The sequence below is a fragment of the Ruoffia halotolerans genome, from assembly GCF_014049385.1.
GTDB lineage: Bacteria > Bacillota > Bacilli > Lactobacillales > Aerococcaceae > Ruoffia > Ruoffia halotolerans.
In genome coordinates this window covers 39347-64538 of the sequence record NZ_JACAOA010000012.1, presented here as the reverse complement: position 1 = coordinate 64538, position 25192 = coordinate 39347, and the positions used below count along the sequence as shown (strand labels likewise).

The window sequence follows — 25192 nt, the reverse complement described above, 5'->3', positions numbered from 1 at the left end:
TTAATTTTAAAAATCCATATAATCTTACCATATTTTAATGAATAAACACTAATCCATTTGAATTGAACTTGCATCAATATCAATAGCTTCTGCGAATTCTTCATTTACAACTAGCTCAAAGTTCTTACCAACTTCAACGGGCATATCAGCTAGAGATAAATCTTCATCTAACATACGTTTAACCATGTCCGCTGTTTGTACACCGTAGTCGAAGTAAGAGTTTGAAATTGTTGCTAAAGCATTAGCATTAATCGTTGAGTCAGATGACCCAATTAACGCCAAACCAGCTTCTTTCCCGATATCACCAACAAGTGAGATTGAACTATCAATCGTATTATCAGTCACTAATAAAATTGCATCGGATTCATTAACTAAAGCAGTCATGACTTGCGCAATATCATTCGTGTTCGTTACTGATTGGACAATATGATTTAGTCCTTTTTCTTCAATAACTTCTGTCGCAATATCAACTTGATGTTGTGCGTTAACTTCACTTGAATTGTAAATTGTTCCGATGTTTTGTGCATCAGGTACAACTTGTAGTAATAAATCTACGTGATCGGCAATTGGACCTAAGTTTGTCGTTCCAGTTAAATTACGTCCGGGCGCTTCCATTGAATCAACTAACTTCGCTTCCAATGGTGCTGCCACTGCTGCAAAAAATATTGGTTTCTCCTCTTCAACAGATGCTAATGCTTGTGCAGCTGGTGTGGCAATCGCAAAGATAATATCATTATCACGCGCAACTTTTTCTGATAATGATTGCAATGTTGTCATATCGCCGTTCGCATTTTGTAAGTCCCACTCGACATTCCCATCTAATAGCTCATCAATGCGCTCTATAAAGCCGTCACGTGTGTCATCTAAAGCTTCATGACTGACATGCTGTAAGATACCGATTTTAATAGGTTCATCTTGGGCTTTAACCGTTTGAGTTGCTGGAAAAATAGACAAGAGCGCTAAGGCAATGATTGAAACTATTTGAATTATTATTTTCATTTTATATGCTCCTATTCAATCGTTGACGGATCAACACCGATGGCTTCAGCAAAATCTTCATTCACTATTATTTGAAAATCTTTCCCTAATTCAATTTCCATTTCTCCAGGGCTTAAATCTTCATCCAACATGCGAATAACCATTTCTGCTGTTTGAACTCCGTAGTCTTCATAAGAATTTGATAAGGTTGCTAGTCCATTTGTTCTTACAACTGAATCAGAAGACCCAATTGTTGGGATTCCTGATTCTTTAGCAATATCTCCAACTAAAGTAATGGCACTATCAATGGTATTATCCGTTACCATGAACATCGCATCGACATTACCAACAAGTGCATTCATCACTTGTGATATATCGTTTGTACTAATCACTGTTTGAACATCAGTCGCTAAACCATGTTCTTCAAGTAATTCAACGGCTACGCCTGCTTGAACTTGTGAGTTGACCTCACTTGAGTTATAAATTAATCCAACTGTTTCAACATCTGGAAAATTTCGTATTAATAAGTCGACTTGTTCTTCAATCGGCGCCATATCACTTGTTCCAGTAATGTTTCCGCCTGGAGCTTCAATAGAGTCTGCTAAACCAGCTTCAACTGGATCTGTTACTGCTGCAATAAAGATTGGCTTCTCTTGTTCAACCGATGCTAAAGTTTGAGCAGCGGGCGTTGCAATTGCAAATAAAATATCGTTGTCATGCGCAACTTTCTCACTTAATGATTGAAGACTCGCTTGGTCACCACTGGCATTATTAATATCCCATTCAATACGGTCGCCATAAGCTGAACTGTCTAACGTCTCTTGAAAACCTTTCAGTACTACATCTAACGCTTCGTGCTCTACATATTGAACAACACCTATATTAATTGTTTCTTCTTGTGCTTGGACTGTTTGACTACCTGCTAACATTGGAAGTAAAGCAAATACGACAGTAGTAATAATATTAATAAATTTAAGTCGACTTTTCATTTTGGATTCTCCTTATCTTTTATTCGGTATCTTCAGAGCTCTCTTCTTCAGATTCTTCTATATTTTCTTCATCTGATGTTTCTTCTGAACCTAAACTAATATTAGATAGGTCAAGACCTAATGTTTCTGCATTCTCTTCATTAACGACTAATTCTAAAGTAGCTGCGGTCTCAACTGGGATAATCTCACCAGATTCAATGATTTCCACTAGCATTCCCGCTGTTTGTTTACCTAGTTCATAATAATCTAAACCGTATGTCGTTAATCCATTTGCTAACGTCATATCTTTTGACCCACCAATAATTGGTAGTCCAGCTTCTAATGCCAAATCTCCAACCAGTGACATCGCACTTGCGATGGTGTTATCAGTTACAGTGAAGACTGCATCAACATCATCATTAACTAAGCCACTCATGATTTGAGAGATATCATTCGTTGAAGTCACAGTTGCTTCCACAACTTCAATGCCTGCTTCTTCTAAAGTGGCTGTTGCTTTTTCCGCTTCACTCACTGAGTTTGCTTCACCTGAGTTATAGATGATTCCAACACGCTCTGCGTCAGGAACCACTGCTTGTAGTAAGGCGACTTGGTCTTCAATTGGACCAGCGTCTGTTGTACCAGTAATATTTGCTTCTGGTTCTTCTAAGTTTTGGACTAAGCCAGCACCAGCTGGATCACTGACTGATGAGAACAATACAGGCTTCGTTTGTTCAACGTTCGCAATAGCTTGAGCGGCAGGTGTTGCAATAGCGAAGATATATTCACTACTGTTTGTCACATTCTCACTCATTGATTGTAAGTTTGCTGTGTCTCCTGATGCATTTAAATAATTTAAAGTTAGATTTTCACCTTCAACATAACCGGCTTCTTTTAAGCCATCAATGAAACCTTGATAGTTTTGGTCTAATGATTCATGCTCTACAAATTGAAGGACACCTACGTTAATTGCTTCTTGATCTTGTGCTTCTGCAGTCATTGGCGCTGTGATTGTACCTAATGCTAATAATGAAACTAAGGCTGTTTTTAAATATCCATACATAATTTATTCCTCCATTTTTTCTATTTTTTATAACAAAAAAACCCTGTCAGATTTGATTAAAATCTAACAGGGGTAAAGAACTTCTCTTATCCTCTATATAGGTGAACCTCTTTGATACACCCGCTTTAGATTTTAATCTTTCGATTAGTTATCTATGCGGGCATCATAATTGACAGCTCCTCATAGATACAAACGTTAACGTTTACGGTTTGTATCTATAGTTGTCAGATACAAACACTATCTAAAGTAGCTGTAAAAATATGATGATAATTGTATGCAAAGAAGTTTAGTCATCGAGAATGTTCCTTTCGGTATGTTTTTGTTGTATCTAATATAACTGACTCATTATTACAAGTCAACACATATTTCAATTTTATTTTAATCTTTTTATCATTTAATTCACACGATGTTGATCTGTTCCCGTTTTAATTACTTCTAAAGCTGAGTTTAATCCGCCTTCAACTAAATTTTGGACAGCAATATCTGTATAGTAAGCAATGTGTGGTGTGTAATATATGTTTGGATTATTCAGAATTTGAAGGAAAACTTCATCTTTAATTGTCTTTCCTTCCCAATTTTTAGGAATAAACGGACCTTCATCTTCATAAACATCTAAGGCAGCATTTTTAATTTGTCCACGATCGATGGCTTCAATTAAGTCTTGGGTATTCACTATCTTACCGCGAGCTGCGTTGATTAAAGTCGCGCCAGGCTTCATCTGATTGAATAAATCATGGTTAAACTGGTGGTAATTATCTTCAGTCAATGGCATGTGGATGGTCACAATATCAGCATCTTTGATTGCTGTTTGCAAGTCAGGTTGATAAGCTACATGCATTTTGAACTCTTCACGTTCGACAATATCATACCCGACCACTTCAGCCCCAAAGCCATGTTTGTAGATTTTGGCTACTCTTGATCCAATTCGACCGACACCAATCACAGCCACTTTTAGGCTTTGAATCGAATGACTTCGAATAGTTGGCTCCCAAGTGAAGTTTTGTGATGCTACTCTTTGATCTATTTTATCACTATTTCGAATGAGTCGCATGGCAGCATAAACAGCAAACTCTGCGATTGATTCTGGAGAGTAACTTGGCACATTTGTAATGATGACATCATTATCACTCGCTGCTTTTATATCATACATCTCATAACCAGCGCTTCTTTGGGCAATAACTGGTATTCCCAATTCTTTGAGAATTGAGTAAACAGGTTCTACAATGTCAGAAACTTGCATATTAGTAATCCCGTCAAAACCTTTCGCTAAGTGTACTGTTTCTGGGGTTAAATACTCTGGTGTCAATTCGACATGAATCGAATGCGCCTTTGACCACTGCTCCATTACCTCTGCTTCTTCTGATGTCACACCAAATGCGATAATTTTTGTCAAATGAATCTCTCCTTTAATAAAAAAAATCCGTTCAGAATTATCTAAACGGACTTTTAGTGATGTCGTTGAATCAATTTATGCACCTTCTATTCTTGTTGTTGTTAACCAAGATGGTATAAGATAAATTGTTAAATTCATATTACGCTATTAGGTGAAGCAAGTCAATGTGTTTTTAACCTAAATCTCATTTTATTTTAATTCTTCTTTGATATCAGTAAAATCACCTGAGTTTTCGAGACTAAAGCCAAGATTCGTTTCCGGTTGATCATCATAACCTAGATAAACAATACCAAAATCCTTCAGTCTAGCAAATACCTCTCTAATTTCACGTTCGAAGCGAGTAGAATTTACTTCATCAGCAACTATCCCAAGCGCCTCACAGCCTAAGCCTTTAGCAAGTAGTAAAGCTCGCGGAAGGTGATAGCCTTGCGTGACAACTACAACTTGGTCCACACCAATCACTTCTTTTAATCGGTATAAACTTGCATGTGTGGAATAACCTGCATGATCTAAATAAATTTGCTCACTTGGCACCCCTTTGTCGACTAGATATTGTTTCATAACGCCGACTTCGTTGTAATATTGGTCTGCATGATCTCCACTCATAATCAACGGATTCTCTGGATTCTCCAAATGAATTTCGTAGGCTTTATCTAAACGATTCGCTAATATTTGACTCGGATATTCATTATTAACAACACCCGCTCCTAGTACAAGGATTGGCACATCATCATTCATCATTTGATTTATTTCGTTCGCATCTACGACATTCGAACTTGTTGAGAGAATAACAAACAAGTTAATTCCAATCACAGCTAAGACAGCTAATGAAACGACGGTTAATAGAAACTTGCCCACGCTTTTTATAATAAACCAAATAAAATTAACAATAGTAACGATCGATATTCCCTCCCTTGAAATTAGACTGTTTAGTATATTACCAATCAATTTTAAGGGGTTCAATATAAAACCATTATATTTAAGAAATAATTATACTTTTAAAAAAATCTACACTATCAAATGATAGTGCAGCAAATTCAAACTTATTTAGTTACATCGACGGTTTGAATCCAGCCTTTAGGTGCTTCAACATCACCTTTTTGAATCCCTACTAATTCAGCATATAATCGTTGAGTCACTTCACCAACCTCAACACCATCTGTATAAGTAAATTCTTTATCGCCATAAGTAATCGAACTAATTGGCGCAATGACAGCGGCTGTACCCATGGCACCCGTTTCACTGAATTGATCCAATTCATCTACATAAACATCACCTTCAACAACTTCTAAACCTAAACGATTCTCTGCTAACCAAATTAACGAACGTTTAGTAATACTTGGTAAAATTGATGGAGATTTTGGTGTGACAAATTTCTTATCTTTTGTAATACCGAAGAAGTTTGCTGAACCTACTTCTTCAATTTTCGTATGCGTTACCGGATCTAAATAAATCGCGTCACTATACCCTTGGTCTTTAGCAAGCTTTCCAGGTAGGTAACTACTTGCATAGTTTCCCCCAACTTTTTGAGCACCTGTTCCTCTTGGAGCAGCTCGGTCAAAATCACTCACTAAGAATTTAGTAGGTGCCATTCCACCTTTAAAATACGGCCCCACAGGCGTCACAAAAACAGTAAATAAAAATTCATTTGCCGGTTGTACTCCAACTGTATCACCGATTCCAATTAATAATGGACGAATATATAACGTTGCTCCACTTTCATAAGGAGGGACCCACTCTACATTGGCACGTACGACTTCATGAATCGCTTTAATAAAATCTTCTTCTGGATATGCTGGCATTAGTAATTTTTCGGCTGAATCAATTAAACGTTGTGCATTTAATTCTGGTCGGAAAAATTGAATTTCTCCTGTTTTAGTGCGGTAAGCTTTCATTCCTTCAAAGGCTTGCTGCCCGTAATGAAGTGCTGTTGATGCTTCAGAGATGAAGACATTCTTCTCTGTTTCAATACGTCCTTCAGACCACTCGCCATCTTTATAATAAGCACGGAATTTTTTCCCCGTATCAATATATCCGAAGCCTAACTCGCCCCAATTAATCGTTTCTGGTGTAATCTTAGTCAAAACTCTCATCCTTCCAATAATAAAATCATAGTCATATACTACAACTTATTGATTAAAAAAGCTACAATTCTATGAGAGAAACATTTGAAGTTTCTCATATTTTCTTATTTACTCTTTTTTTAACGTGTATTGCAATATACTTGTTATCTTTCTGTTATAGATCCATGTTACAATGCTTATACAATTTTACAAGAATATTCATGACGAAAGGAAATCTATATGAAGAAACTTTTACTACTCACTCTACTTTTCACTTTAAGTGGATGTAGTTACTTTACGAGTGAACCTGAAAGTGTCACAACTCCAAATCAAGCAACTCAAACAGAAAGTCAAAATGAGGAAGTTGCTCAAGAGTCAACGGAATCAACGCCAGCGAATGATACCTTTGATAATGTCTTTGATGAGACAATTATCGGAGAGGACCGCTACCCCGCGACAACGTTACCTGATTCAATTCCCATTAGCGACTTACGTGTAGCCATCAATGAATTCTACACAGAAGCAATGCCAGAAGACGAAAAAGAAATGAATTATGACAAGATTGACCCTGAAGCGATTGAAACACTTCAAAAAACATTCAGTGAAAATGAAGTTTACAAGCCCCTTGATATTACTGTGGACCAAATTTCACTTGAATTAGGTAGCAAAACAAATTATATCGCGCGTATCGTCATTGGTATGCCTTATGAAGAAGCTGAGGATTTAATTGAGGAACACGATATTTTAGTCTTAAATGAAGCTCTCAGTCAATTAGAAAACCGTTTAGTACTTTTAGCTCATTATGATGAAGAGGCTGATACATTAACTCCGTATCATTTAAATAATAGTACAACGAGTATCTTCTCGCTCGCAGAATCTGAAGGAGAGACTGCTTCAGATTCTGAATAAGAATTTATGACATAGAAAAAGCCCGTCACACTGTAAAATGTGACGGGCTTTTGTTTATTTACCTAAACTTTTACGATAATTTTTAACAATTTGTTGGCCTACAATAATTTTATCTTCGAGTAAGATGCTTACGATTTCTTCATCCGTGAGCTCTCGATCAGAATCATCAATAATTTGGCTAATCGTATCTTTAATATAATTTGCAGACAGTCCATCACGTGTTAGTGAACGAGATGTATTAATAAAGTCTGTAAAAGCTGAAACTTGCTTGTTAAATTCGATATTCTTATTTGACGCAATATGGTACACAATCGGCTCAGGTAAGCGGGTTTCTTTCGCAATATCCTTCATCGATAACGTTGCCTTATATTCATCTTTCCCTAAGAAATAACGTTGGTGGGCTTTAACCATACACATGACCACTTCTAAAATTAGTTGTTCGCGGATACGCAAGTTATCTGCTAGGCGTTGGTAGCCTTCTTCATGCGGCTCAATATAATTATTTAACTCTTCATCTTTTTTCGCTGCCATCTCATCAAAATAAGTCTGGTTAAAAGAAATTTTTGGATAGTATTGACGATTATAGCGTATTTGTAAGCCGTCGCCGACTGGCGTAACAGTTACATCCGGAATCAAGTTAATCTTGTCAACTTGATTAAATAAAGCAGCTGGGTTGGTGCGCAATGTATGGAAGTAATTTACACTTTCCATAATCTCTTCATAAGAAATTTGCGTCTGATCTTGAATTTCTGCGTAATCTTTATCACGTAACTCATCGAAAAACACTTCTAATAAATAGTATGCTACATTTGGTGCATGTAAGTCCTGTTCCGTTTGTATCATCATCGACTCTTTTAAATCATAAGCCCCGATACCAGCAGGTTCCAATTGCTTAATTAATGTCATCGCATCTAATGTAATGATCACTGGCATATCAATTTTCTTAGCTAATTCTTCTACTGTATATGGTAAATAGCCTCTTTCATCTAAGTATTCTATCGATTTAACCATCGCATCACGGATATCAGTATGGCGATATAATAATATTTGCTCAAACAAATACGTATCTAAACTTTGGGTACTTTCTTTTAATTCTTCGGCTTGTTTCGTACCTTCAAAACGCTTAAAAGCAGGAATTTGTTGTTCAATACTATACTCTAAATCGATAAAAGGATTATCTAAGATCGCATCTTCTAAATAATAAGTTAATTGCTCAGCATTTAAATCAAGTATATTTAATAATTGCGGATTACTCATAATAGCTGAATTTTTTAACCCTTCAAAGACTTTTACTGACTCATCCTCTTGAATGGTTACTTGATCTAATGGTTCTTTTTGAACGTCTCGTTCTTTCATCTTGTCACTCCTCTCACTTATCTTCTCTTTAATATTATAGATTATTAAAGGGCTTTCGTCTATTATATCAACGCAGCCGTTGCATTTTCACAACGGCTGCATTTAGATTATATGTAAATTATTCCGCAAAGAAACGATGTTGGAAATCTAATTCCGTCGGTGTCACGAATTCATACCCTTGTTCAATCAATTCAGGGACAAAGCGCGCCACTGCATCAACTGTATATTGCGCTGTATCATGCATCAGAACGAGCATATCATTAGATAAATTCGCCATCACATTCTGATAAATTAACTCTGCGTCTTGAAGGTGCCAATCTAAGGAATCCACATTCCAAATAATTGACGTCATATCAGAAAGTAGACTAACAACCCGGGGACCGCCCGCACCAAATGGCATTCGGTATAAGCTTGGTGCAACTCCCGTTGCATCCACAATCGATTCTTGCGTCCATTCAATTTCTTGAATCACTTCTTCATCCGAAATCTGACTGAAATCTGGATGTGAATAACTATGGTTCGCAATGATGTGTCCTTCTTCAACAATGCGTCCTGCCATCTCAGGATGATCATCAACATAAGCCCCGTAGACGAAGAATGTTGCTTTCACACCGTTTTCTGCAAGTATCTCTAAGATTTGCGGGGTATATTCCATATTCGGTCCATCATCAAAGGTTAAAGCAATTTGAGGTGACGGATTGAGTGGTGTTCCCTTTAATCGTTCACTCAATACTGGGTTTGCGAATATCGCATCTAAAGTTGGTTGTTCATAGTTTCCGTAACTATATCCGTTAATAATCGTTGCGACTAAATTATCCATTGCTAAATGGTAGGCATCATATGCTTGCACCATATACGGCTGATCTGTAAAGTGGCCTGCTTGATCGGTTAACTCATTAGCTAACTGAATAACTTCATATAAGTTGCTACGTGTCACTGTTTCAATACTTGTAAAATTCTCTATGTCACTTCTTAATGCATCCATTTCCTTAAGTTTCCCAGGTGCTTGATTTAATAACTCATTGGCCTTAGCAACATATTCACTATCTTCATCTGGTAAAGCACTTTGGGTTTGAGCTATTAAATCTGGTGTAACTCCTTCTCTAACCAAAGGCACTTCATCCATCAAAGGATTCCCTGCGAATACCGGTGATAAAACTTCTAGGACTTCAAACTGCGTTTGAGCTTCATCAACTGTAGTATTTAATTCTTTTCTCGAGTCTGAAGGTAGCTTTTTGACAGATGTTTCTGCTTGCTGAATCTCTTCTTGGGTGACATCGTATCTTAACACTTGATTATTTTGATCCTCAAACAAGATACTAATATCTTCTTGGGCTGCTTGTAATCTTTCTTCTTCTGACGGATAGAAAGCACTATAGAGAACACCCAATACTAAAAACATCCCCAGTACTGATAACAATATTTTTCCAACATCTGATTTGATAAACTCTGATATAAATTTCATTACAACAAGTAGACCTACCTTCATTTTTTACTTTTTATTCATTCTCCAAATACGTATTAAATGTATCTCCGTGTTCAAAATCTCCATATTCAAATCCACGCATAAACCAAGCTTGACGTTGCTCTGCTGATCCATGAGTGAAACTATCTGGTACAACCCGACCGGTTGCCCGTTCTTGAATCGTATCGTCTCCAACCGCAAAGGCTGCTTGTAAGGCTTCATTAATATCTCCGGCTTCTAACAAGCCTTCTTCTTGAGCATATTTAGTCCAAACTCCGGCAAAGTAATCCGCTTGTAATTCTAATCGCACATTTAGTTCATTCGCTTCTGTCTTTGACAATCTTCGTCTCAGTTCGTTATATTCATCCATCACACCTATTTCATTTTGGATATGATGACCGACCTCATGAGCAACAACATAGGCCATCGCAAAATCTCCTGGCGCCCCATATTGTTGCGATAAATCACGCCAGAAAGATAAATCAATATAGACATTCGCATCGGCAGGGCAATAGAACGGACCTGCTTGAGAACTTCCAAAACCACAACCAGACGTTGCAGTCCCACCTTCATATATTACCATGCCTGGCTCGTCATAAGTCATATTCTCAGTGGAAAATGACTCATTCCAAAAATCTTCTGTACTAGCTAATACAGAAGAGACAAAGTTAAACTCATCATCAGTAACGCCTGTCTCACTTTGTTGCGCTTCATTATTCACTTGAATTTCATTTGTCGGTTGGTTCATATTGTTACCGCCAAGTAAATCACCAAAGCCACCTAATGAGCCTCCACCTAAGACGGAGAAAAGAATGACGGCGAGGACAATCCACTTACCTTTACCGGGTATAAGAAACAACAGATTTAATAATCCCCCGCCCATCGATGAGCGTGAGCCACCTCGGTTACGACCTAAACCACCTGATTGACCGCGACGATCTTGAACATTTTTACTACGACGTAAATCTTCCCATTTCATAATTGTTCCTCCATTTTTTTGGTTTTTTTTAAACAAATGGTGCTATAAGTCGAAGAACTGCGTCCCAAACACTATCAACGAGACCCGCTTCAATATCTTTCAACTTGATACGTCTAGACCTCTCTTGAGATTCTAGAAAATCTTTACTAATATCTTCAATCACTGGATGATAATAAAACATCGTGCTTGTTTCAAAATGCAAATAAAGTGACCGGTAATCCAAATTAATCGTACCGACGGTTGCTACCTTATCATCTGAAACAAACGTTTTTGCATGTAAAAAACCAGGGGTAAATTCATAAATTTTAATCCCTGCTTTCATTAACGGCCTGTAAAATGAACGTGTCAGCCTAAATACCATCTTTTTGTCCGGAATGCCGGGTGTCATTAAGCGAACATCTACTCCGCGCTTAGCCGCTAATTGCATTGCTGTTTGCAATTCATATGAAATGACGAGATACGGTGTATAAATATATACATAGTCTTGAGCATTATTTAAAATCTCGCGATAAACATTCTCCCCTACAGGTTCAACATCCAAAGGTGTATCTCCAAAAGGCTGAACAAAGCCCATCTCATTCATCGCTGTTTCATCTTCTTGTATTTCGCGTGTTTCATTCATAATATGATCAATTCGAAATGGTTCATAGGATTCGTCCGTATAATAGAAAGAATTCCACATATTTAAGAATAAATTCGTTAAATTCCATGTTGCTGGCCCTTGAATTCGAACCATATTATCTTTCCAATAACCAAAACGTTCCTTCACATTAATATATTCATCCGCAATATTTAAACCACCTGTATAACCAATCTCACTATCAATAATGACAAATTTTCGGTGGTCACGAGTATTATAGACCATTGAAATTAATGGCTTTACCGGATTAAACTTTAAGGCTTTAATACCTAACTCTTCAAGTTGCTCATCAAAATCTTTAGGTAGACGTGTAATAGATCCAAAATCATCATATAAGAACCGAACATCGACACCTTCTTTGGCCTTTTCCTTTAATACTTCAAAAATCGAATCAAACATTACGCCTGTTTCTACGATGAAAAACTCAATAAAAATTGTACTCTTTGCTTGTTTCAAGTCATATATTAATGATGACATCACCGATTCTCCATTCGGAAAATACTTTGCATCAGTATTTGTATACACCGGCATATGCGCATAATTGCTTATATATTGACTTAAAGCAGAAAGTCTCTTATCTTTCTTTTCTAAATATTCTTGCGCTGATGGAACCGATGTCATTTCTTTTGAATGCAGCTTTTGCAATAAATCCACGCTTCGACGCATCCAAATTGTTGGTCGTTTGTTACCTATCATTAAATACAAAATACCACCAAGTAACGGGAATAATGTAATAACAATAATCCAACTCATTCGATATGCTGGACTCTCATCTTTATTCACTAGATACAAGACCATGATAATTGATGCAAAAGTGAAAGCAAACTGAATATAAGCTGAATAAGAAACAATATTGTTCATAATGATGACAAACCACACAATCTGAACAATAAATGCCACTGCAAGAACACCCACGCGTTCTAGCGTTGACTTTTTCTCTGGTTTCATTCTTTGCATCCCCTCCATAATACTTATTTTAAACTACTATTTATTATAGTAAATATTTTCTCATAAGACTATTAATCTAGAGTCTTATTTTGTTTTTTTGACTTTTTGTCCCTGATTTATCATAATACTCATATGAAATTCAACTATAAACTTAAGAAAGGAGTTCCATTATGAAAATACTCATCGATGCAGATGCTAGTCCTGTTAAAAACGAAGTTATCCAACTAGCCGAAAAATTTCATCTCGAAGTTGTCATTGTCTCTAGTATATCTCATTATACATTTGATACATATCCAGACTTTGTCAAAATCATCTATGTTGAGACCGGTACAGACCGCGCTGACTTTAAAATCGTTCAACTTGCTCAGCCGAGAGATATCATCGTGACTCAAGATTACGGACTTGCCTCATTATTACTGCCTAAGAAATGTCGCGTCATTCACCACAAAGGTTATGAATATACCCAAGAAAATATCGATCTGCTTTTACATCGCCGACACTTTAGTGCGATGGAAAGACAAAGTGGTATCCGTACTAAAGGACCTAAAGCTTTTACAGATGCTGATCGCAAAAAGTTTTCACAATTTCTGTTACACATCTTAGAAAACTCATAAGAATGCCTATTAAAAAAGAGCCAAAAGGTTGAGCGATTCTCAACCCCTTGCTCAGTGTAATAATTCTGATTTGTAATTTAGTTAGACTGCGAACGATAATTAACCATGACTTCTGCAAATATTTCAGCACTTGTCGGTGGTGTAAAGGTAATAGCATTCGCACCCGCTTCGATTGTTTCTTCAATTGATTCCTCAGTTGGCCCTCCGGTCGCAATGATTGGCACCATCGGTCCCACTTCACCACGGATTTGTTTAACTAAGGCTGCTGTATTGGCTCCAGCCGATACGTTTAGCATGTCTGCTCCAGCGTTTAGCTTCGTAATATAATCATCTTTGTCACTCGCAATCGTCGCAATCACAGGAATATCAATGCGTTTATTGATTTCTGTAATCACTTCTTTCTTCATCGGCGCATTGACAATAACACCATAGGCTCCCATTTGCTCAGCTTGAAAGGCAAGGTCTACACTTCTTTGACCAGTTGTTGTTCCGCCACCTACGCCTAGGAAAACAGGCACTGAAGCTACGTCAACAATCGATTGCATAATAGTTAATTGTGGTGTAAATGGATAGACCGCAATCACGGATTGAGCATTACTGTTTTTGATAATCGCTACATCCGTTGTAAATAAAAGTGATTTAATCCGTTTTCCTAATATTTTCACTCCAGATGCTTTATAGATCGCATCGGGCATTTCAACAATTCTTGTTTTTAACTCTGCTTGAAATTCAGGAATATACTTTTCTTTCTTTTCAGGTTGTTCAGAAACAACATCTGTTAAAATAATACGTTGTTCATTGTCTTCTGTTATTTCCGTTGTAACAGCTTGATAACTAGGTCCTGGCTGTTCAAATCGATCACTGTTAAATTTTTCTTCGTTTGTCATAATTCACACTCCTTAATAATACTTCTACCATTCTATACAAAAAAGACCACAAATTAAAGTTTTCTCACCTGCGGTTACCAAGAGCACTTTCTTTGCGGTCTTTTAGAATTTTCCTATTAAACTTTTTCAGTCATCATCGAAATATCTTTCGCTACATCTAGTAAAGAAATCACTTCTTCATTTTCTAAGGCATAAACAACACGTTTACCGTGTTTTTCTGACGTTATCACACCACTGTTACGTAATGTAATTAAGTGATGAGACGTCGTTGCGACTGACGCATCGATAAATCGTGAGATTTCATACACACATAATTGCTTATAGTGCGCTAGGAGTTCTACGATTTTAATTCGATTTAAATCACCTAATACTTTAAATATATCAGCTTTACCTTCTACTATATTAGTGTCAATTATATTTTTAACGTTAGCCATTTCCAAATCAATGGCTTCGTCATTTAGGCATTCATATTGAGACATATTGTCACCTCTCATTTTTACAAATATTATCATTTGGTTATCACCATAGAATTATAGCATTTGTATTGCCATAAATCCAATGAAGTTTTGAATGATATGTAAAAGAATTGGATATTCAAGGCGTCTCGTATATAAATAAACAAAGGTAAACCCTGCAGATAATACAAAGTACACCATGAAATCAATCCAGTTAGCTGGACCATGTAACATCGTAAAGATGACTGCAGCCACAAATGCCCCAATGATTGGCATTAAAGAGAATGTATACTTCATGATTAGTCCTCTTAAGATATACTCCTCAGTAATCGGCGTTAAAATAACGATATTAATAAACATTAAAATTGGGCTCATATTTTGAACTAAGGACTCGACCGCCGTTTGGTTCCCTGGTTGGACATAATCCGGTGCCGCAAACATTATAATCATATTAAGTAGCACTTGAAGTAAATAAATGAATACATATATTTTCAATGCTATGGTAACATTTTGCCAACTGAAGGATTTAAAATCAAAAAATTTAAAACCTAACAACTTGCCTGTCACAATGATTAAAACCGTTAGACCAAGCGTCTGTAGAAAATACTCCATCGGTGCATGCGTCATTAAATTAAGTAAATTCCCTTCTGTCAAGTTTTCAACAGTTAATTCAACTTCAGCATTGAGCGCACCTCGTCGAATGACCCATGTCTCAGCTAGAACCCGTACATAAAAGTAGGCGGCAATCAAAAGCGGGGCTTTCCACCAACTCCCTTTTACTTGATCGGACCATGGTCTCTTTAATTCTTTCCATACACCTTGCATAACTTACCTCTATTCTTCTGTTGTTTCGAACATATCTGGTGTGAGTGTTGCTTCTAGTTGATTGATTTCTTGAATAACATCAAAGCCTACAAATTCAGCGAACTCTTCATACGAATAAACGATCTCATCTGTAAAATCAATGATCGTCCCCGCACTTTCAAGTAAGTATAATTCGATACCCGTCTTTTGCTCCTCATCATTCATCGCAACAAGTCCCATACCGAACACACCGTTCTCGTAGTCGACGTTCATCGTCCCTTCAATCGCAGTTGTTGCTCGTTCGAAAAACTCTGATAATTCGGGATATTCTTCTTGTTTAGCTTGAGCAATTTCATTGTAAAGCGCTCCAATGTCACCCGCAATCATGACTTGCTCGCCCATCTCGTTTGCTTCAAACGCATTGAGGACTTCTTCATGACCTAACCACTCAATCGCAACTTCTGTTAAGTAATCTTCCATTCGAAACATTTCTAAATTGGCACTGTTTAAACCACCTTCAGTTGAATCCAATTGCACAACTTTCCCTTGTAGTTCGTTATAGTTTTCTTGAGTGAAGACATAAAAATCTTCCACAACCGTCCCAACATAAATTTGAGGCTGCGTATTCAAAGCATCGGCTGCATATTGTATTAAATCATCCACTGAAATATGTGCTTCCTGAATGGATTCCCGATCACTTCTTGAGAAGATTGCACTCGGCAAATAAGGTGGTCTTAATTGAGCGGTATAATATTTATCCCCGTCTTTTAATGAGTTTTGAGAGATTAAATCCATTTCCTCACCGACAATAACAAAACTTGCATATTCAACTGAACGTTGATCTAACTGACTCACGCCTTCTAAAAAGGCAAGCGGTGACGAAGTATCTAAAGCTGATTCCGTTGGTGCTTCTTCTGTTGCCTCTTCTGATGTTTCTTCTGAAGTCTCCTCTACCGATTCATCAAAACGTTCTTGATTTTCTTCTTCAACTGGGTCTTCCCATGTAGACTCTTGTCCCCACTCAACCGATTCGATGGGAGAAATATTTTCTGCAAAAGTTGTTATGACAGATGAAGACAAATTGAACGAAAGCGCCAACACGATAAAGCTAAGTCTTTTTTTATTGTTCATTTACTTTATTCCTTTCTAAATACCTTTTACTGAGCTGCATTAATAATATCTAACGTATCTAGCAATTCATCAAAGTGGCTAATAATATAATCCGCTTCTTTAAGATGCTCACGGTGACTTTCTTCAGTAGCTAATCCAATTGATGCGTGTGTATGCTTTCCATACTCCATATCAACCGTTGAGTCTCCAACATAAATCATCTCATCTAAACGAATGTTATATCGTCTGGCAATTTCGTGGAGAGCATTTGGGTTTGGCTTTGGTCCAAAATCATCGGCACCGCCAACAAATTCAAAGTATTGATCAATGTTTGCTAACTTTAACGTTTCCTCAGCAATCCGGCGATTATCATTGGTAACAACAGCTAATATATAATCATCTTTGAGGGCTTCCAGTGCATTCATTGCTCCGTCCATTACCAATACATGCTCACCGTGACCTTTGACATAGTTTAAATAAGTATCTTCTAAGATTTCTTCAATTTTAGAGAGCGGCATATCCAAAATCTTACTAAATTCTCTAGCTTGGTCAATGATACTACCCGCAGCATAGATTGAATTAGCCACAACCGTATCACCTTCTACACCCATATGCTTTCTGAATGCTTCTTTGTCTTCATCATTCAAATCGGTTTTATCTAATAATAAGTTAGTCACATCGACACTTGGTTGGTCCCAAGTCTTTCCTAATTCTATTAATGTTCCATCTTTATCTAAAATAATTGCTTTAATCAATTGAAAGTCCCCCTAAAAATTGTTAAATTCCCATTAATTGTATCATATTTGTATGCAAAAAAAGAATGCAAACAGCGTATGTTTACATTCCTTCTAGATATTATTTAAATTTGTAATCCGAAAAAAATTACCTCATAGATATAAGACAACGGCATGAATGAACTTGACCAATACACCGGAACAAAGTCCGCACTAATTAAAGCTTTAGAAATCATGGGTAGGGAATATCTTTGTCTTCTTCCAAATTCCATCATTATATTAGCAAATTGACGAAATGATGTATTTGAGCTATTACTGTTTGAAGTCATAACTATCCTAAATGGTGACGTGTTTGTTTCGTTTCCTTGAGTTGGTTCGTCGCCTCCATGTGTCTCATCCACACTTTCAGAAGAATCCATATCTCCAGATGTTTCTATCGTTGAGGATTCTGGTCGACTGCTTGAGCTATTATCTCCTTCACTTGATTGTGAAGAGGATTCCACTTCTTCTCCGCTTTCTTGGCTTGAACCTGGATAAGATGACTCTGGCGGTGTTTCTGATTCATCACTGCTCGATTCTTCTGGTTCAGATTCAATATTCTCAGGTGGATCTGGTGGAGGTGGTAACTCCCCTTCTTCACCACCTGCAATGGGTTGTTCATAATCATCACGACCATCTTCTAAATAACTGCCTTGGTTTGAAGAGTTATCAATGGCAGCTACTTGAACCTGTGTTGTCTGGCTGCTTATAAATACTAAAAGCCACAAAACAACTAAGCCCAAGAAGAAATTTTGCTTATGCTTATTACAATTCATAAGAGCCTCCTTTAGTTTAATTTTTCCTTAAAATAAATATATCATAATATTTACCAAAGAAGGCGATTAACATACATTTGTAGCCATATCATAATAAATTTAATACAAATAGAAACTATTCTGTCACATTACTGTAAAATACAACTAAAAACTTGCATAATATAGAAGTTATAAAGTAAAATAAATTATACAATTAACAAGGAGGATATACATGAATATTTTTGTATTTGAAACATCCCTAGAAGCATCACAATACGCTTACGATTTAGTCGCAAAAGCTTTAGAATCTGGTGCAAACACATTTGGTCTAGCTACAGGGTCGACACCAGAGGAATTATACTCAATTATCCGTGACTCTGATTTAGACTTTACTGACGCTAAAGCAGTAAACTTAGATGAATATTACGGTTTACCGGCTGATAACGATCAAAGCTATGCTTACTTCATGAAAAAACATTTATTTGATGCAAAACCATTTGCACAAACGTATATTCCTAATGGAACAGCAACAGATGTTGAGAAAGAAATTGAAGATTACGACACAATTTTAAGCGAGAACCCAGTTGATTTACAAATTTTAGGTATCGGTTCAAACGGACACATTGGTTTCAACGAACCAGGTAGTCCTTTCGATTCAAAAACGCGTTTAGTTGAATTAACTGATGAAACAATCCAAGCGAACAAACGTAACTTCGAATCAGAAGCAGATGTTCCTAAAAAAGCTTTCTCAATGGGTATTGGTTCTATCTTAGAATCTAAACAAATTATATTGATGGCTTTCGGAGAAAATAAAGCAAAAGCAGTTAAAGAGACTGTCCATGGTGAAGTTACTCCTGATGTTCCAGCAAGTGTCTTAAAAAAACCACTCAAATACTGTCATCTTGTTAGATAAAGCTGCAGCAAGCCAGTTAGATCCAAGTGACTACGAAGTTATTGGCTAATTTGTTCTTTTAAGATGAATAATAAAAACGCACATAACCGAATAAATCGTTCGGATTCTCTCTATTACCCTTTTCGCATTCAATCAGATACCGTTGCAGCAGGTAATTCAGTGAATTACCCAGGCTTTGCAACTTACGCTCTTTTATATGTAACGCAAGGAGTAGGAGAATTAATAACAAAATACGAGACCTTCAGTTTTGAAGGTCCTTTTTGCATACTTATCCCTAGACTCATCCCCTTTAACCTATCATCTAACGAACATTTCCCATTAGATCTACACATAATTGAATACACTGTGAACCAGCGGGAGAAGAGTGAGAGAAATCTTGACCAATTTAAGGTCATCAATACAGATAATAATAGTCTAAATCATGCTGTAACACTATTGTTAAATGAAATTAATTCCCCTTCGAGACATTTTAATGCTATAATGGAGCATATTTTCAATTTAGTTATGATTTTTGATGATATTAACACGACTCAAATGTATGAGGGCCCTGAACACTTTCATATCAGCGAAAATGTTCGCCAAGCCCAGTATTTTATCGAACATAATTTCCACAAAAAAATCTCTGTCAAAGATGTCGCAGCACAAACAAAACTAAGTTCTGATTATTTTATTACTGTTTTTCATGATGAATTGGGCTTGACACCCCATCAATATATCATTCGCTGTCGGATGAATCATTCACACTTTTTGTTAGAAAATACGCACAAATCAATACAAGACATCGCAAAAGAATGTGGTTATAAATCATCAAACTATTTTTCTACAAAATTCAAGGAATTTTTTGGGTATTCCCCACGAAATTTAAAAACAAAATAATGCTTTTACAAAATATATTTATTTTATTTTATTTGTTGAAGTTAGCATGTTAATATTGTTTGGGAGTCAGTTCTTGATTGCGTTTTCGTAGTCATTAGCAATATAATGATAAAAAATCGTATGAATTTAGTAAAAAAACATTTATATTATTCATTTTGTGTAATATAATGTATTTATAAAAATGATTACTCAATTTCTGAACAAAAGGAGGTTAGGTTTATGTATATATCAAATATTAATTCATCTTCAGTTAAACTACAATCAATCGAAACCGAAAGTATTCCAACAACCGGTGAAACTATTACTGTTTTTTCAGAAAACAATTTAACGTTTTTATACATTGTTAAAGGGGCGGCAGATTTCAAAGTAAATGATCGAGAAGGTCAAGTTAAGAAACGCGACATGATTCTACTTAATCCACAAACAACATTGGAATTAACTACAATACGTAAAGTTGAGTGGATTAAAATCACATTGAATGGTATTTTATTTACTTCAAGTCTTGATATTGATTCTAAAAGCCAGATGTTCGTAACTGAAGATACATCACAATCAATTAAACGTTACTTAGATCTTGCTATCTTAGAACATACGCATCGTTTCCGTGGAACAGAATTAATTCTTAAGAAATTACTTGAGTGTATTATGGTGCACGTGCTTAAGAATAGTGAGTTATCAATTAAAGATGCGAGCGTTCAAGTGAAAAATGATGAAATCGAACGTATTCAACAATATATCCGTAAAAATTATTCACAAAAAATCTCATTAGATGATTTATCAGATCATGTTGGTATCAACAAGTACTATTTAATTCGTCTATTCAAGCAAAAAACGGGTCTATCACCCATTGATTACTTGATTCATGTGCGTTTAGCCGAAGCTGAGAAGTTACTCGCTACTTCGAATATTACCATTTCTAAGATTTCAGATATGGTTGGTTTCCACTCACCGTCACATTTTTCTAAGACCTTTAAGGAGTCAAATCATTGTACACCTTCTGCTTTCCGTAAGAAGCATAGTACAGATTAAGTTAAAAACCCAATATAAAGCATTCTGTCTACAAAGTAGATAGAGTGCTTATTTTTTAATTAAATTTGACTTTTCTTTCTTACGTGATACAATTGTGTTTGGTAAATTTAATAAGATTTGTTAGGTGAGGCTCCTATACATACATAGGCTACTGCCCAAAAACGTCCAGAGACGCCAATGGGTATAACAGGAATTGTCGAACTAAGGCTTTTCATAATGTAGCTAACAGGAATTGTTTACGATGTATAGTGCTGAAACTCCACAAAGAATCAGTATAAATTATTTTTGTACGTTTTTTGAGTCCTCGCTTGCATAAGTGAGGGCTTTTTCTATTTCTTATGAATTTCCAATGGATCAATTAAAAAAGGAGGGAAAATAAATGGACTCGTCCAGGATACAGAGATTTCAAAAAAATATCGCCGATGCATCAGGTCGAGCCTGTTTGTCAACTGACTCATTCTCCTGATGTCTCACACATTTGAAGTCTCTTTAATATTAACTAAGGAGGCAGTAACAATGAAAGACAATAAATTATTAAATTACTTTGACTTAGCAAGTCTAAGCATTCAAGATTTAATGCAACAATTAGATATAAAACAAGAGGGCTTTACATATCAAGAAGCCGCAGATATTCAGAGTATTGATGGAAAGAACGAAATTAATTATGGTGCAGATAAACCATTATGGAAAGTGTTTATTGATGCGTTCTCTTCTCCTTTTACACTCGTACTTATTGTGCTGGCATGCATTTCATTTTTAACTGAGTATATTCTAGTCAATCCAGGCGAGAAAGATGCGACCAGTGCGGTCATTATCATTTTGCTTGTTTTACTTAGTGGCATGATGTCATTTATTCAATCTGTTCGGTCAAACCGTGCGGCTCAAGCTTTAAATCAATTAGTTGAAGTTACTTCAACGGTGAAACGCGAAGGAACGTTTAGAGAAATCCCAACAGAAGATATCGTCTTAGGTGACATTGTACACCTTTCAGCCGGCGATATGATTCCGTCAGATATTCGTTTAATCCAGACGAAAGACTTATTCATCTCTCAAACATCCCTGACTGGAGAAAGTTACCCGGTTGAAAAATTTGCGAACACAATTATTACAGAATCCGACTCTGAAACGAACTACGACACGTTAGCATATATGGGAAGCGAAGTTGTGAGCGGAACTGCTGAAGGTATTGTTGTACGAACTGCAAACAATACTCTATTCGGACAAATTGCTCAAGAACTCAATCAAGAACCGGTAAAAACTAGCTTTGATAAAGGAATCGAAAGCACATCTCAATTACTTATTCGCTTCATGATGGTCCTTGCTCCAACCGTCATTCTGATTAATGGCTTAACAAAAGGTGATTGGTTACAAGCTTTACTTTTTGGAATTTCAGTTGCTGTTGGCCTCACCCCAGAAATGTTACCCATGATTGTCACTTCTAACTTAGTCAAAGGCGCAAGTACTATGGCAAAAAAAGGGACAGTCATTCGAAACCTGAACTCAATTCAGAATTTTGGAGCCATAGATGTTCTTTGTACAGATAAAACGGGAACACTTACTCAAGATAAAATCGTCCTACAATATCATCTCGATATTGACGGAAATGAGAATAAACGCGTTCTCCATCATGCATTTTTAAACAGTTATTACCAAACAGGTTTAAAAAACCTCATGGATGTTGCCGTTATCGAAGCATCTGAAAAAGAACTCGATATTGAAACTTTTAACTATAAAAAAATCGATGAAATTCCCTTTGACTTTAATCGTCGACGCATGAGCGTAGTTGTTGAAGATTTAACTGGGAAAACGCAAATGATTACCAAAGGCGCTATAGAAGAAATGCTTTCAATTAGTCAATACGTTGAAATCAATGGTGAAGTCCAACCACTCACTGAACAAGCAAAAGTAAATGTACTGAACACAGTGGATGATTTAAACTCTAATGGTTTACGTGTGCTTGGACTTTCACATAAAACAAATCCCGCAGGAATTGGCGAACTGTCAGTTAAAGATGAGTCTGACATGGTTCTCATTGGGTTCCTAGCCTTTTTAGATCCTCCTAAAGAATCGACGAAGGAAGCTCTGAATGCTTTAAGAGATCATAATGTTAACGTGAAAATATTGACCGGTGACAATGCCTTAGTTACTCAAGCGATTTGTTCACAAGTTGGAATTAATGCGGAACACTACTTAACTGGTGACATCGTGAGTCAAATGAGCGAAAATCAATTAGCCGAAGCTGTCGAAACTTACAATGTCTTCGTAAAACTCAATCCAACACAAAAAGCAGAAATCGTTCGCTTATTACGAAAAAATGATCATGTTGTTGGTTTTTTAGGTGATGGAATCAATGACTCACCTGCTATGAGAGCAGCTGACGTCAGTATTTCTGTAGATAATGCCGTTGATATCGCCAAAGATTCTGCAGATGTTATTCTGTTAGAAAAAGATTTAATGATCCTTGAAAAAGGGATTATTCTAGGCCGAAAAGTGTTTGGAAATATAATGAAGTATATTAACGCGACAACGAGTTCTAACTTCGGAAATATGTTCTCAGTACTGATTGCAAGTATTTTTCTACCATTCTTACCTATGTTACCCATGCAACTCTTATTCTTAAACTTACTATATGACATCTCTTGTATGTCAATGCCTTGGGATAATGTAGATAAAGAATATTTAAAAGCTCCAAAAAAATGGGAATCTTCTAGTATTCAACGATTCATGATTTGGTTTGGACCTACAAGTTCAATTTTTGATATTCTGAGTTTTGCTGTATTGTTCTTAATTATCTTACCGCAGTTTTTAGGTGGTAACTATTCTAGCCTAAATTCAGAAACACAAGAATTATTCATTGCTTTATTCCATTCGGGTTGGTTTGTTGTCTCTTTATGGACACAAACTCTAGTATTATATACATTACGCACTAAAAAGTTACCGTTCATTGAAAGTCGTCCATCAACGGTTATGACCTTTTTCACGTTGTTAGGAATTGTCATTGGGACGATTGTGTCATATACACAGTTAGGAGCTGCCTTAGATTTAACAGCACTTCCAAGTACTTTTTGGCTTCTGCTCTTAGGTATTGTTGTTGCTTACTTAATTCTAGTCACTATCGTAAAGTACTACTATGTCAAACGATACGGTGAGCTATTATAATAATTTTTAACGAGTTCTTCGGGACTCGTTTTTATTTACAAAAAAAACCTAAAGTATCGGCTTTACCTTACTTTAGGGAGTGTCAGTTATATTATGAAATACGTTTATTCATTTCTTTTGTATTCTTTTTACGATATTCAGACGGTGTACAATCATTCACTTCTTTAAATGATTTTGAGAAATATGATGGCGAATGAAAACCGACATAATCAGCAATCTTAGAAACCGTATAATTTGATTCTGCTAATAGTTTTTCCGCTTCAGCTAAACGAACTTGAATGAGATAATCAATCGGCGACAAACCTGTCCGTTGCTTAAACACACGAATAAAGTAATACTTCTTCATGCAAATATGACTCGCTAGTTGGTCTAGCGTCAAACGCTTTGAATAATTCTCTCGAATAAAACGTTGGACTAATTGAATTTCATCGTTCTCAACTTGCACATTATCATCTTTAATCGTCAAATCTTTACTTCTTAATATATGTGCTACCACACATTCAATGAGTTTTTTAGTTATTAAAGCAGTCCCTTCAAACTTATTAGCATCTTCAACAAGTGCTAAATCTAGATAAGCTTTCATTTGGCGCGAGTCATCGTGAGTGATATATAGCTGTTTAGTTGAGTCAATATCGATACTCGAAATAAATAAAATTCCTGATAAAGTAAATTTTATCCACTCCACCTTACGAAGTGATTGGATTGTCAGTTTCATCCCAGGATTTAATATGATAAAATTTTCTTTTTTAAATTGCCCATTGCTTAACTTGGTTTCGTAATTTCCTCCACCTTTAATGATATAAAGCAATGTCACCTGATCTTCTGAATAAATAGTTATCGGTTTTTTTGTAGTCATTTCTTCTTTATTTATTGCATGTAATTTGATTGATGATGAATTGATATTTGAAATGTACATAACTATCCCCACCCTTTTCTTTAAATATAAAAAAGTGATTTTAGTTTTTAGCACTTACTGATTGACATGTCTCTTCCTATGTCTGAATCCCATAATGAAGCAAAATCTATCCTCTATTAGTATTTTATTAGCTAGGGTTGGA

The 25192-nt window shown here is 36.2% G+C and carries 22 protein-coding genes, 1 pseudogene and 1 riboswitch; of the genes and pseudogenes, 6 read left to right on the top strand and 17 right to left on the bottom strand.

Annotated elements, in window-relative coordinates:
• Positions 1–48 precede the first annotated feature (48 nt).
• The 6 genes from HW423_RS06030 to HW423_RS06005 all read right to left on the bottom strand — a co-directional run bounded on the left by HW423_RS06030 (position 49) and on the right by HW423_RS06005 (position 6474).
• Positions 49–999: an ABC transporter substrate-binding protein gene (locus tag HW423_RS06030; RefSeq protein WP_218931031.1), complete on the bottom strand. Its 951-nt coding sequence runs from the start codon at positions 997–999 to the stop codon at positions 49–51.
• Between the two features lie 11 nt (positions 1000–1010).
• On the bottom strand, positions 1011–1967 hold the full coding sequence (locus HW423_RS06025) for an ABC transporter substrate-binding protein (protein ID WP_218931030.1): 957 nt from the start codon (positions 1965–1967) through the stop codon (positions 1011–1013).
• Between the two features lie 19 nt (positions 1968–1986).
• Positions 1987–3006 carry an ABC transporter substrate-binding protein gene (locus HW423_RS06020; RefSeq protein WP_218931029.1) on the bottom strand — a complete coding sequence of 340 codons (1020 nt, stop codon included), beginning with the start codon at positions 3004–3006 and terminating at the stop codon, positions 1987–1989.
• Between the two features lie 394 nt (positions 3007–3400).
• Positions 3401–4399 (bottom strand): D-2-hydroxyacid dehydrogenase, encoded by a 999-nt coding sequence (locus tag HW423_RS06015; RefSeq protein WP_268951470.1) that lies wholly within the window; start codon positions 4397–4399, stop codon positions 3401–3403.
• Positions 4400–4588: 189 nt separating this feature from the next.
• On the bottom strand, positions 4589–5257 hold the full coding sequence (locus tag HW423_RS06010) for a SanA/YdcF family protein (protein ID WP_218931028.1): 669 nt from the start codon (positions 5255–5257) through the stop codon (positions 4589–4591).
• A 185-nt stretch (positions 5258–5442) separates the two neighbouring features.
• The gene (locus HW423_RS06005) at positions 5443–6474 is read right to left on the bottom strand and encodes a branched-chain amino acid aminotransferase (RefSeq protein ID WP_218931036.1); all 1032 of its coding nucleotides are present in this window, start codon (positions 6472–6474) and stop codon (positions 5443–5445) included.
• A gap of 228 nt (positions 6475–6702) precedes the next feature.
• Between HW423_RS06005 and HW423_RS06000 the strand changes: the two genes are divergently transcribed.
• Positions 6703–7371, top strand: coding sequence for a hypothetical protein (locus HW423_RS06000; RefSeq protein WP_218931027.1), 669 nt, complete (start codon positions 6703–6705; stop codon positions 7369–7371).
• Positions 7372–7425: 54 nt separating this feature from the next.
• Here the strand turns inward: HW423_RS06000 and HW423_RS05995 are convergent, their stop codons facing one another.
• The 4 genes from HW423_RS05995 to cls form a co-directional block, all read right to left on the bottom strand.
• Positions 7426–8727, bottom strand: a complete 1302-nt coding sequence (locus HW423_RS05995) for an RNA polymerase factor sigma-54 (RefSeq protein ID WP_218931026.1) — start codon at positions 8725–8727, stop codon at positions 7426–7428.
• Positions 8728–8845: 118 nt separating this feature from the next.
• Positions 8846–10192, bottom strand: a complete 1347-nt coding sequence (locus HW423_RS05990; protein ID WP_218931025.1) for a polysaccharide deacetylase family protein — start codon at positions 10190–10192, stop codon at positions 8846–8848.
• Positions 10193–10226: 34 nt separating this feature from the next.
• Positions 10227–11171, bottom strand: a complete 945-nt coding sequence (ypfJ, locus tag HW423_RS05985; RefSeq protein ID WP_218931024.1) for a KPN_02809 family neutral zinc metallopeptidase — start codon at positions 11169–11171, stop codon at positions 10227–10229.
• A 28-nt stretch (positions 11172–11199) separates the two neighbouring features.
• Positions 11200–12768, bottom strand: coding sequence for a cardiolipin synthase (gene cls / locus HW423_RS05980; protein ID WP_235956331.1), 1569 nt, complete (start codon positions 12766–12768; stop codon positions 11200–11202).
• 161 nt (positions 12769–12929) lie between these two features.
• Between cls and HW423_RS05975 the strand changes: the two genes are divergently transcribed.
• Positions 12930–13373, top strand: a complete 444-nt coding sequence (locus HW423_RS05975) for a YaiI/YqxD family protein (protein ID WP_218931023.1) — start codon at positions 12930–12932, stop codon at positions 13371–13373.
• A 77-nt stretch (positions 13374–13450) separates the two neighbouring features.
• On the opposite strand, the gene HW423_RS05970 is transcribed toward HW423_RS05975, so the two are convergent.
• The 6 genes from HW423_RS05970 to HW423_RS05945 form a co-directional block, all read right to left on the bottom strand.
• Positions 13451–14068, bottom strand: coding sequence for a hydrolase (locus tag HW423_RS05970; protein WP_235956337.1), 618 nt, complete (start codon positions 14066–14068; stop codon positions 13451–13453).
• 308 nt (positions 14069–14376) lie between these two features.
• Positions 14377–14739: an ArsR/SmtB family transcription factor gene (locus HW423_RS05965; protein WP_218931022.1), complete on the bottom strand. Its 363-nt coding sequence runs from the start codon at positions 14737–14739 to the stop codon at positions 14377–14379.
• 51 nt (positions 14740–14790) lie between these two features.
• The gene (locus HW423_RS05960) at positions 14791–15540 is read right to left on the bottom strand and encodes a CPBP family intramembrane glutamic endopeptidase (protein WP_218931021.1); all 750 of its coding nucleotides are present in this window, start codon (positions 15538–15540) and stop codon (positions 14791–14793) included.
• 9 nt (positions 15541–15549) lie between these two features.
• Positions 15550–16650 (bottom strand): PX domain-containing protein, encoded by a 1101-nt coding sequence (locus tag HW423_RS05955; RefSeq protein ID WP_218931020.1) that lies wholly within the window; start codon positions 16648–16650, stop codon positions 15550–15552.
• Positions 16651–16676: 26 nt separating this feature from the next.
• Positions 16677–17384 (bottom strand): HAD family hydrolase, encoded by a 708-nt coding sequence (locus HW423_RS05950; RefSeq protein WP_218931019.1) that lies wholly within the window; start codon positions 17382–17384, stop codon positions 16677–16679.
• 104 nt (positions 17385–17488) lie between these two features.
• Positions 17489–18178: a hypothetical protein gene (locus HW423_RS05945; RefSeq protein WP_218931018.1), complete on the bottom strand. Its 690-nt coding sequence runs from the start codon at positions 18176–18178 to the stop codon at positions 17489–17491.
• A gap of 211 nt (positions 18179–18389) precedes the next feature.
• Here HW423_RS05945 and HW423_RS05940 point away from each other — a divergent pair.
• From HW423_RS05940 to mgtA, 4 genes and pseudogenes are all read left to right on the top strand, one after another.
• A pseudogene (locus HW423_RS05940) lies at positions 18390–19119 on the top strand (glucosamine-6-phosphate deaminase).
• A 110-nt stretch (positions 19120–19229) separates the two neighbouring features.
• On the top strand, positions 19230–19946 hold the full coding sequence (locus tag HW423_RS11400) for a helix-turn-helix transcriptional regulator (RefSeq protein WP_218931017.1): 717 nt from the start codon (positions 19230–19232) through the stop codon (positions 19944–19946).
• A gap of 219 nt (positions 19947–20165) precedes the next feature.
• Complete coding sequence (locus tag HW423_RS05930; RefSeq protein WP_218931016.1) at positions 20166–20975, top strand: AraC family transcriptional regulator; 810 nt, start codon at positions 20166–20168, stop codon at positions 20973–20975.
• Positions 20976–21084: 109 nt separating this feature from the next.
• Positions 21085–21251, top strand: a riboswitch (M-box (ykoK) riboswitch).
• Between the two features lie 240 nt (positions 21252–21491).
• Entirely contained in the window at positions 21492–24134 is a 2643-nt protein-coding gene (gene mgtA, locus HW423_RS05925; protein ID WP_218931015.1) for a magnesium-translocating P-type ATPase, read from the top strand.
• A gap of 91 nt (positions 24135–24225) precedes the next feature.
• Here mgtA and HW423_RS05920 read toward each other — a convergent pair whose 3' ends face one another.
• The gene (locus HW423_RS05920; RefSeq protein ID WP_218931014.1) at positions 24226–25050 is read right to left on the bottom strand and encodes a helix-turn-helix domain-containing protein; all 825 of its coding nucleotides are present in this window, start codon (positions 25048–25050) and stop codon (positions 24226–24228) included.
• Between the last annotated feature and the right edge of the window lie 142 nt (positions 25051–25192).

Coding starts and splice junctions, on each gene's coding strand:
- HW423_RS06000 (WP_218931027.1), top strand. CDS start 6,703: ATGAAGAAACTTTTACTACTCACTCTACTTTTCACTTTAAGTGGATGT.
- HW423_RS05955 (WP_218931020.1), bottom strand. CDS start 16,650: ATGAACAATAAAAAAAGACTTAGCTTTATCGTGTTGGCGCTTTCGTTC.
- HW423_RS05945 (WP_218931018.1), bottom strand. CDS start 18,178: ATGAATTGTAATAAGCATAAGCAAAATTTCTTCTTGGGCTTAGTTGTT.
- HW423_RS05920 (WP_218931014.1), bottom strand. CDS start 25,050: ATGTACATTTCAAATATCAATTCATCATCAATCAAATTACATGCAATA.
- HW423_RS05995 (WP_218931026.1), bottom strand. CDS start 8,727: ATGAAAGAACGAGACGTTCAAAAAGAACCATTAGATCAAGTAACCATT.
- cls (WP_235956331.1), bottom strand. CDS start 12,768: ATGCAAAGAATGAAACCAGAGAAAAAGTCAACGCTAGAACGCGTGGGT.
- HW423_RS06030 (WP_218931031.1), bottom strand. CDS start 999: ATGAAAATAATAATTCAAATAGTTTCAATCATTGCCTTAGCGCTCTTG.
- HW423_RS05960 (WP_218931021.1), bottom strand. CDS start 15,540: ATGCAAGGTGTATGGAAAGAATTAAAGAGACCATGGTCCGATCAAGTA.
- HW423_RS06025 (WP_218931030.1), bottom strand. CDS start 1,967: ATGAAAAGTCGACTTAAATTTATTAATATTATTACTACTGTCGTATTT.
- HW423_RS05970 (WP_235956337.1), bottom strand. CDS start 14,068: ATGCCCGATGCGATCTATAAAGCATCTGGAGTGAAAATATTAGGAAAA.
- HW423_RS05965 (WP_218931022.1), bottom strand. CDS start 14,739: ATGTCTCAATATGAATGCCTAAATGACGAAGCCATTGATTTGGAAATG.
- HW423_RS05930 (WP_218931016.1), top strand. CDS start 20,166: ATGTATATATCAAATATTAATTCATCTTCAGTTAAACTACAATCAATC.
- ypfJ (WP_218931024.1), bottom strand. CDS start 11,171: ATGAAATGGGAAGATTTACGTCGTAGTAAAAATGTTCAAGATCGTCGC.
- HW423_RS05990 (WP_218931025.1), bottom strand. CDS start 10,192: ATGAAATTTATATCAGAGTTTATCAAATCAGATGTTGGAAAAATATTG.
- HW423_RS05975 (WP_218931023.1), top strand. CDS start 12,930: ATGAAAATACTCATCGATGCAGATGCTAGTCCTGTTAAAAACGAAGTT.
- mgtA (WP_218931015.1), top strand. CDS start 21,492: ATGAAAGACAATAAATTATTAAATTACTTTGACTTAGCAAGTCTAAGC.
- HW423_RS06020 (WP_218931029.1), bottom strand. CDS start 3,006: ATGTATGGATATTTAAAAACAGCCTTAGTTTCATTATTAGCATTAGGT.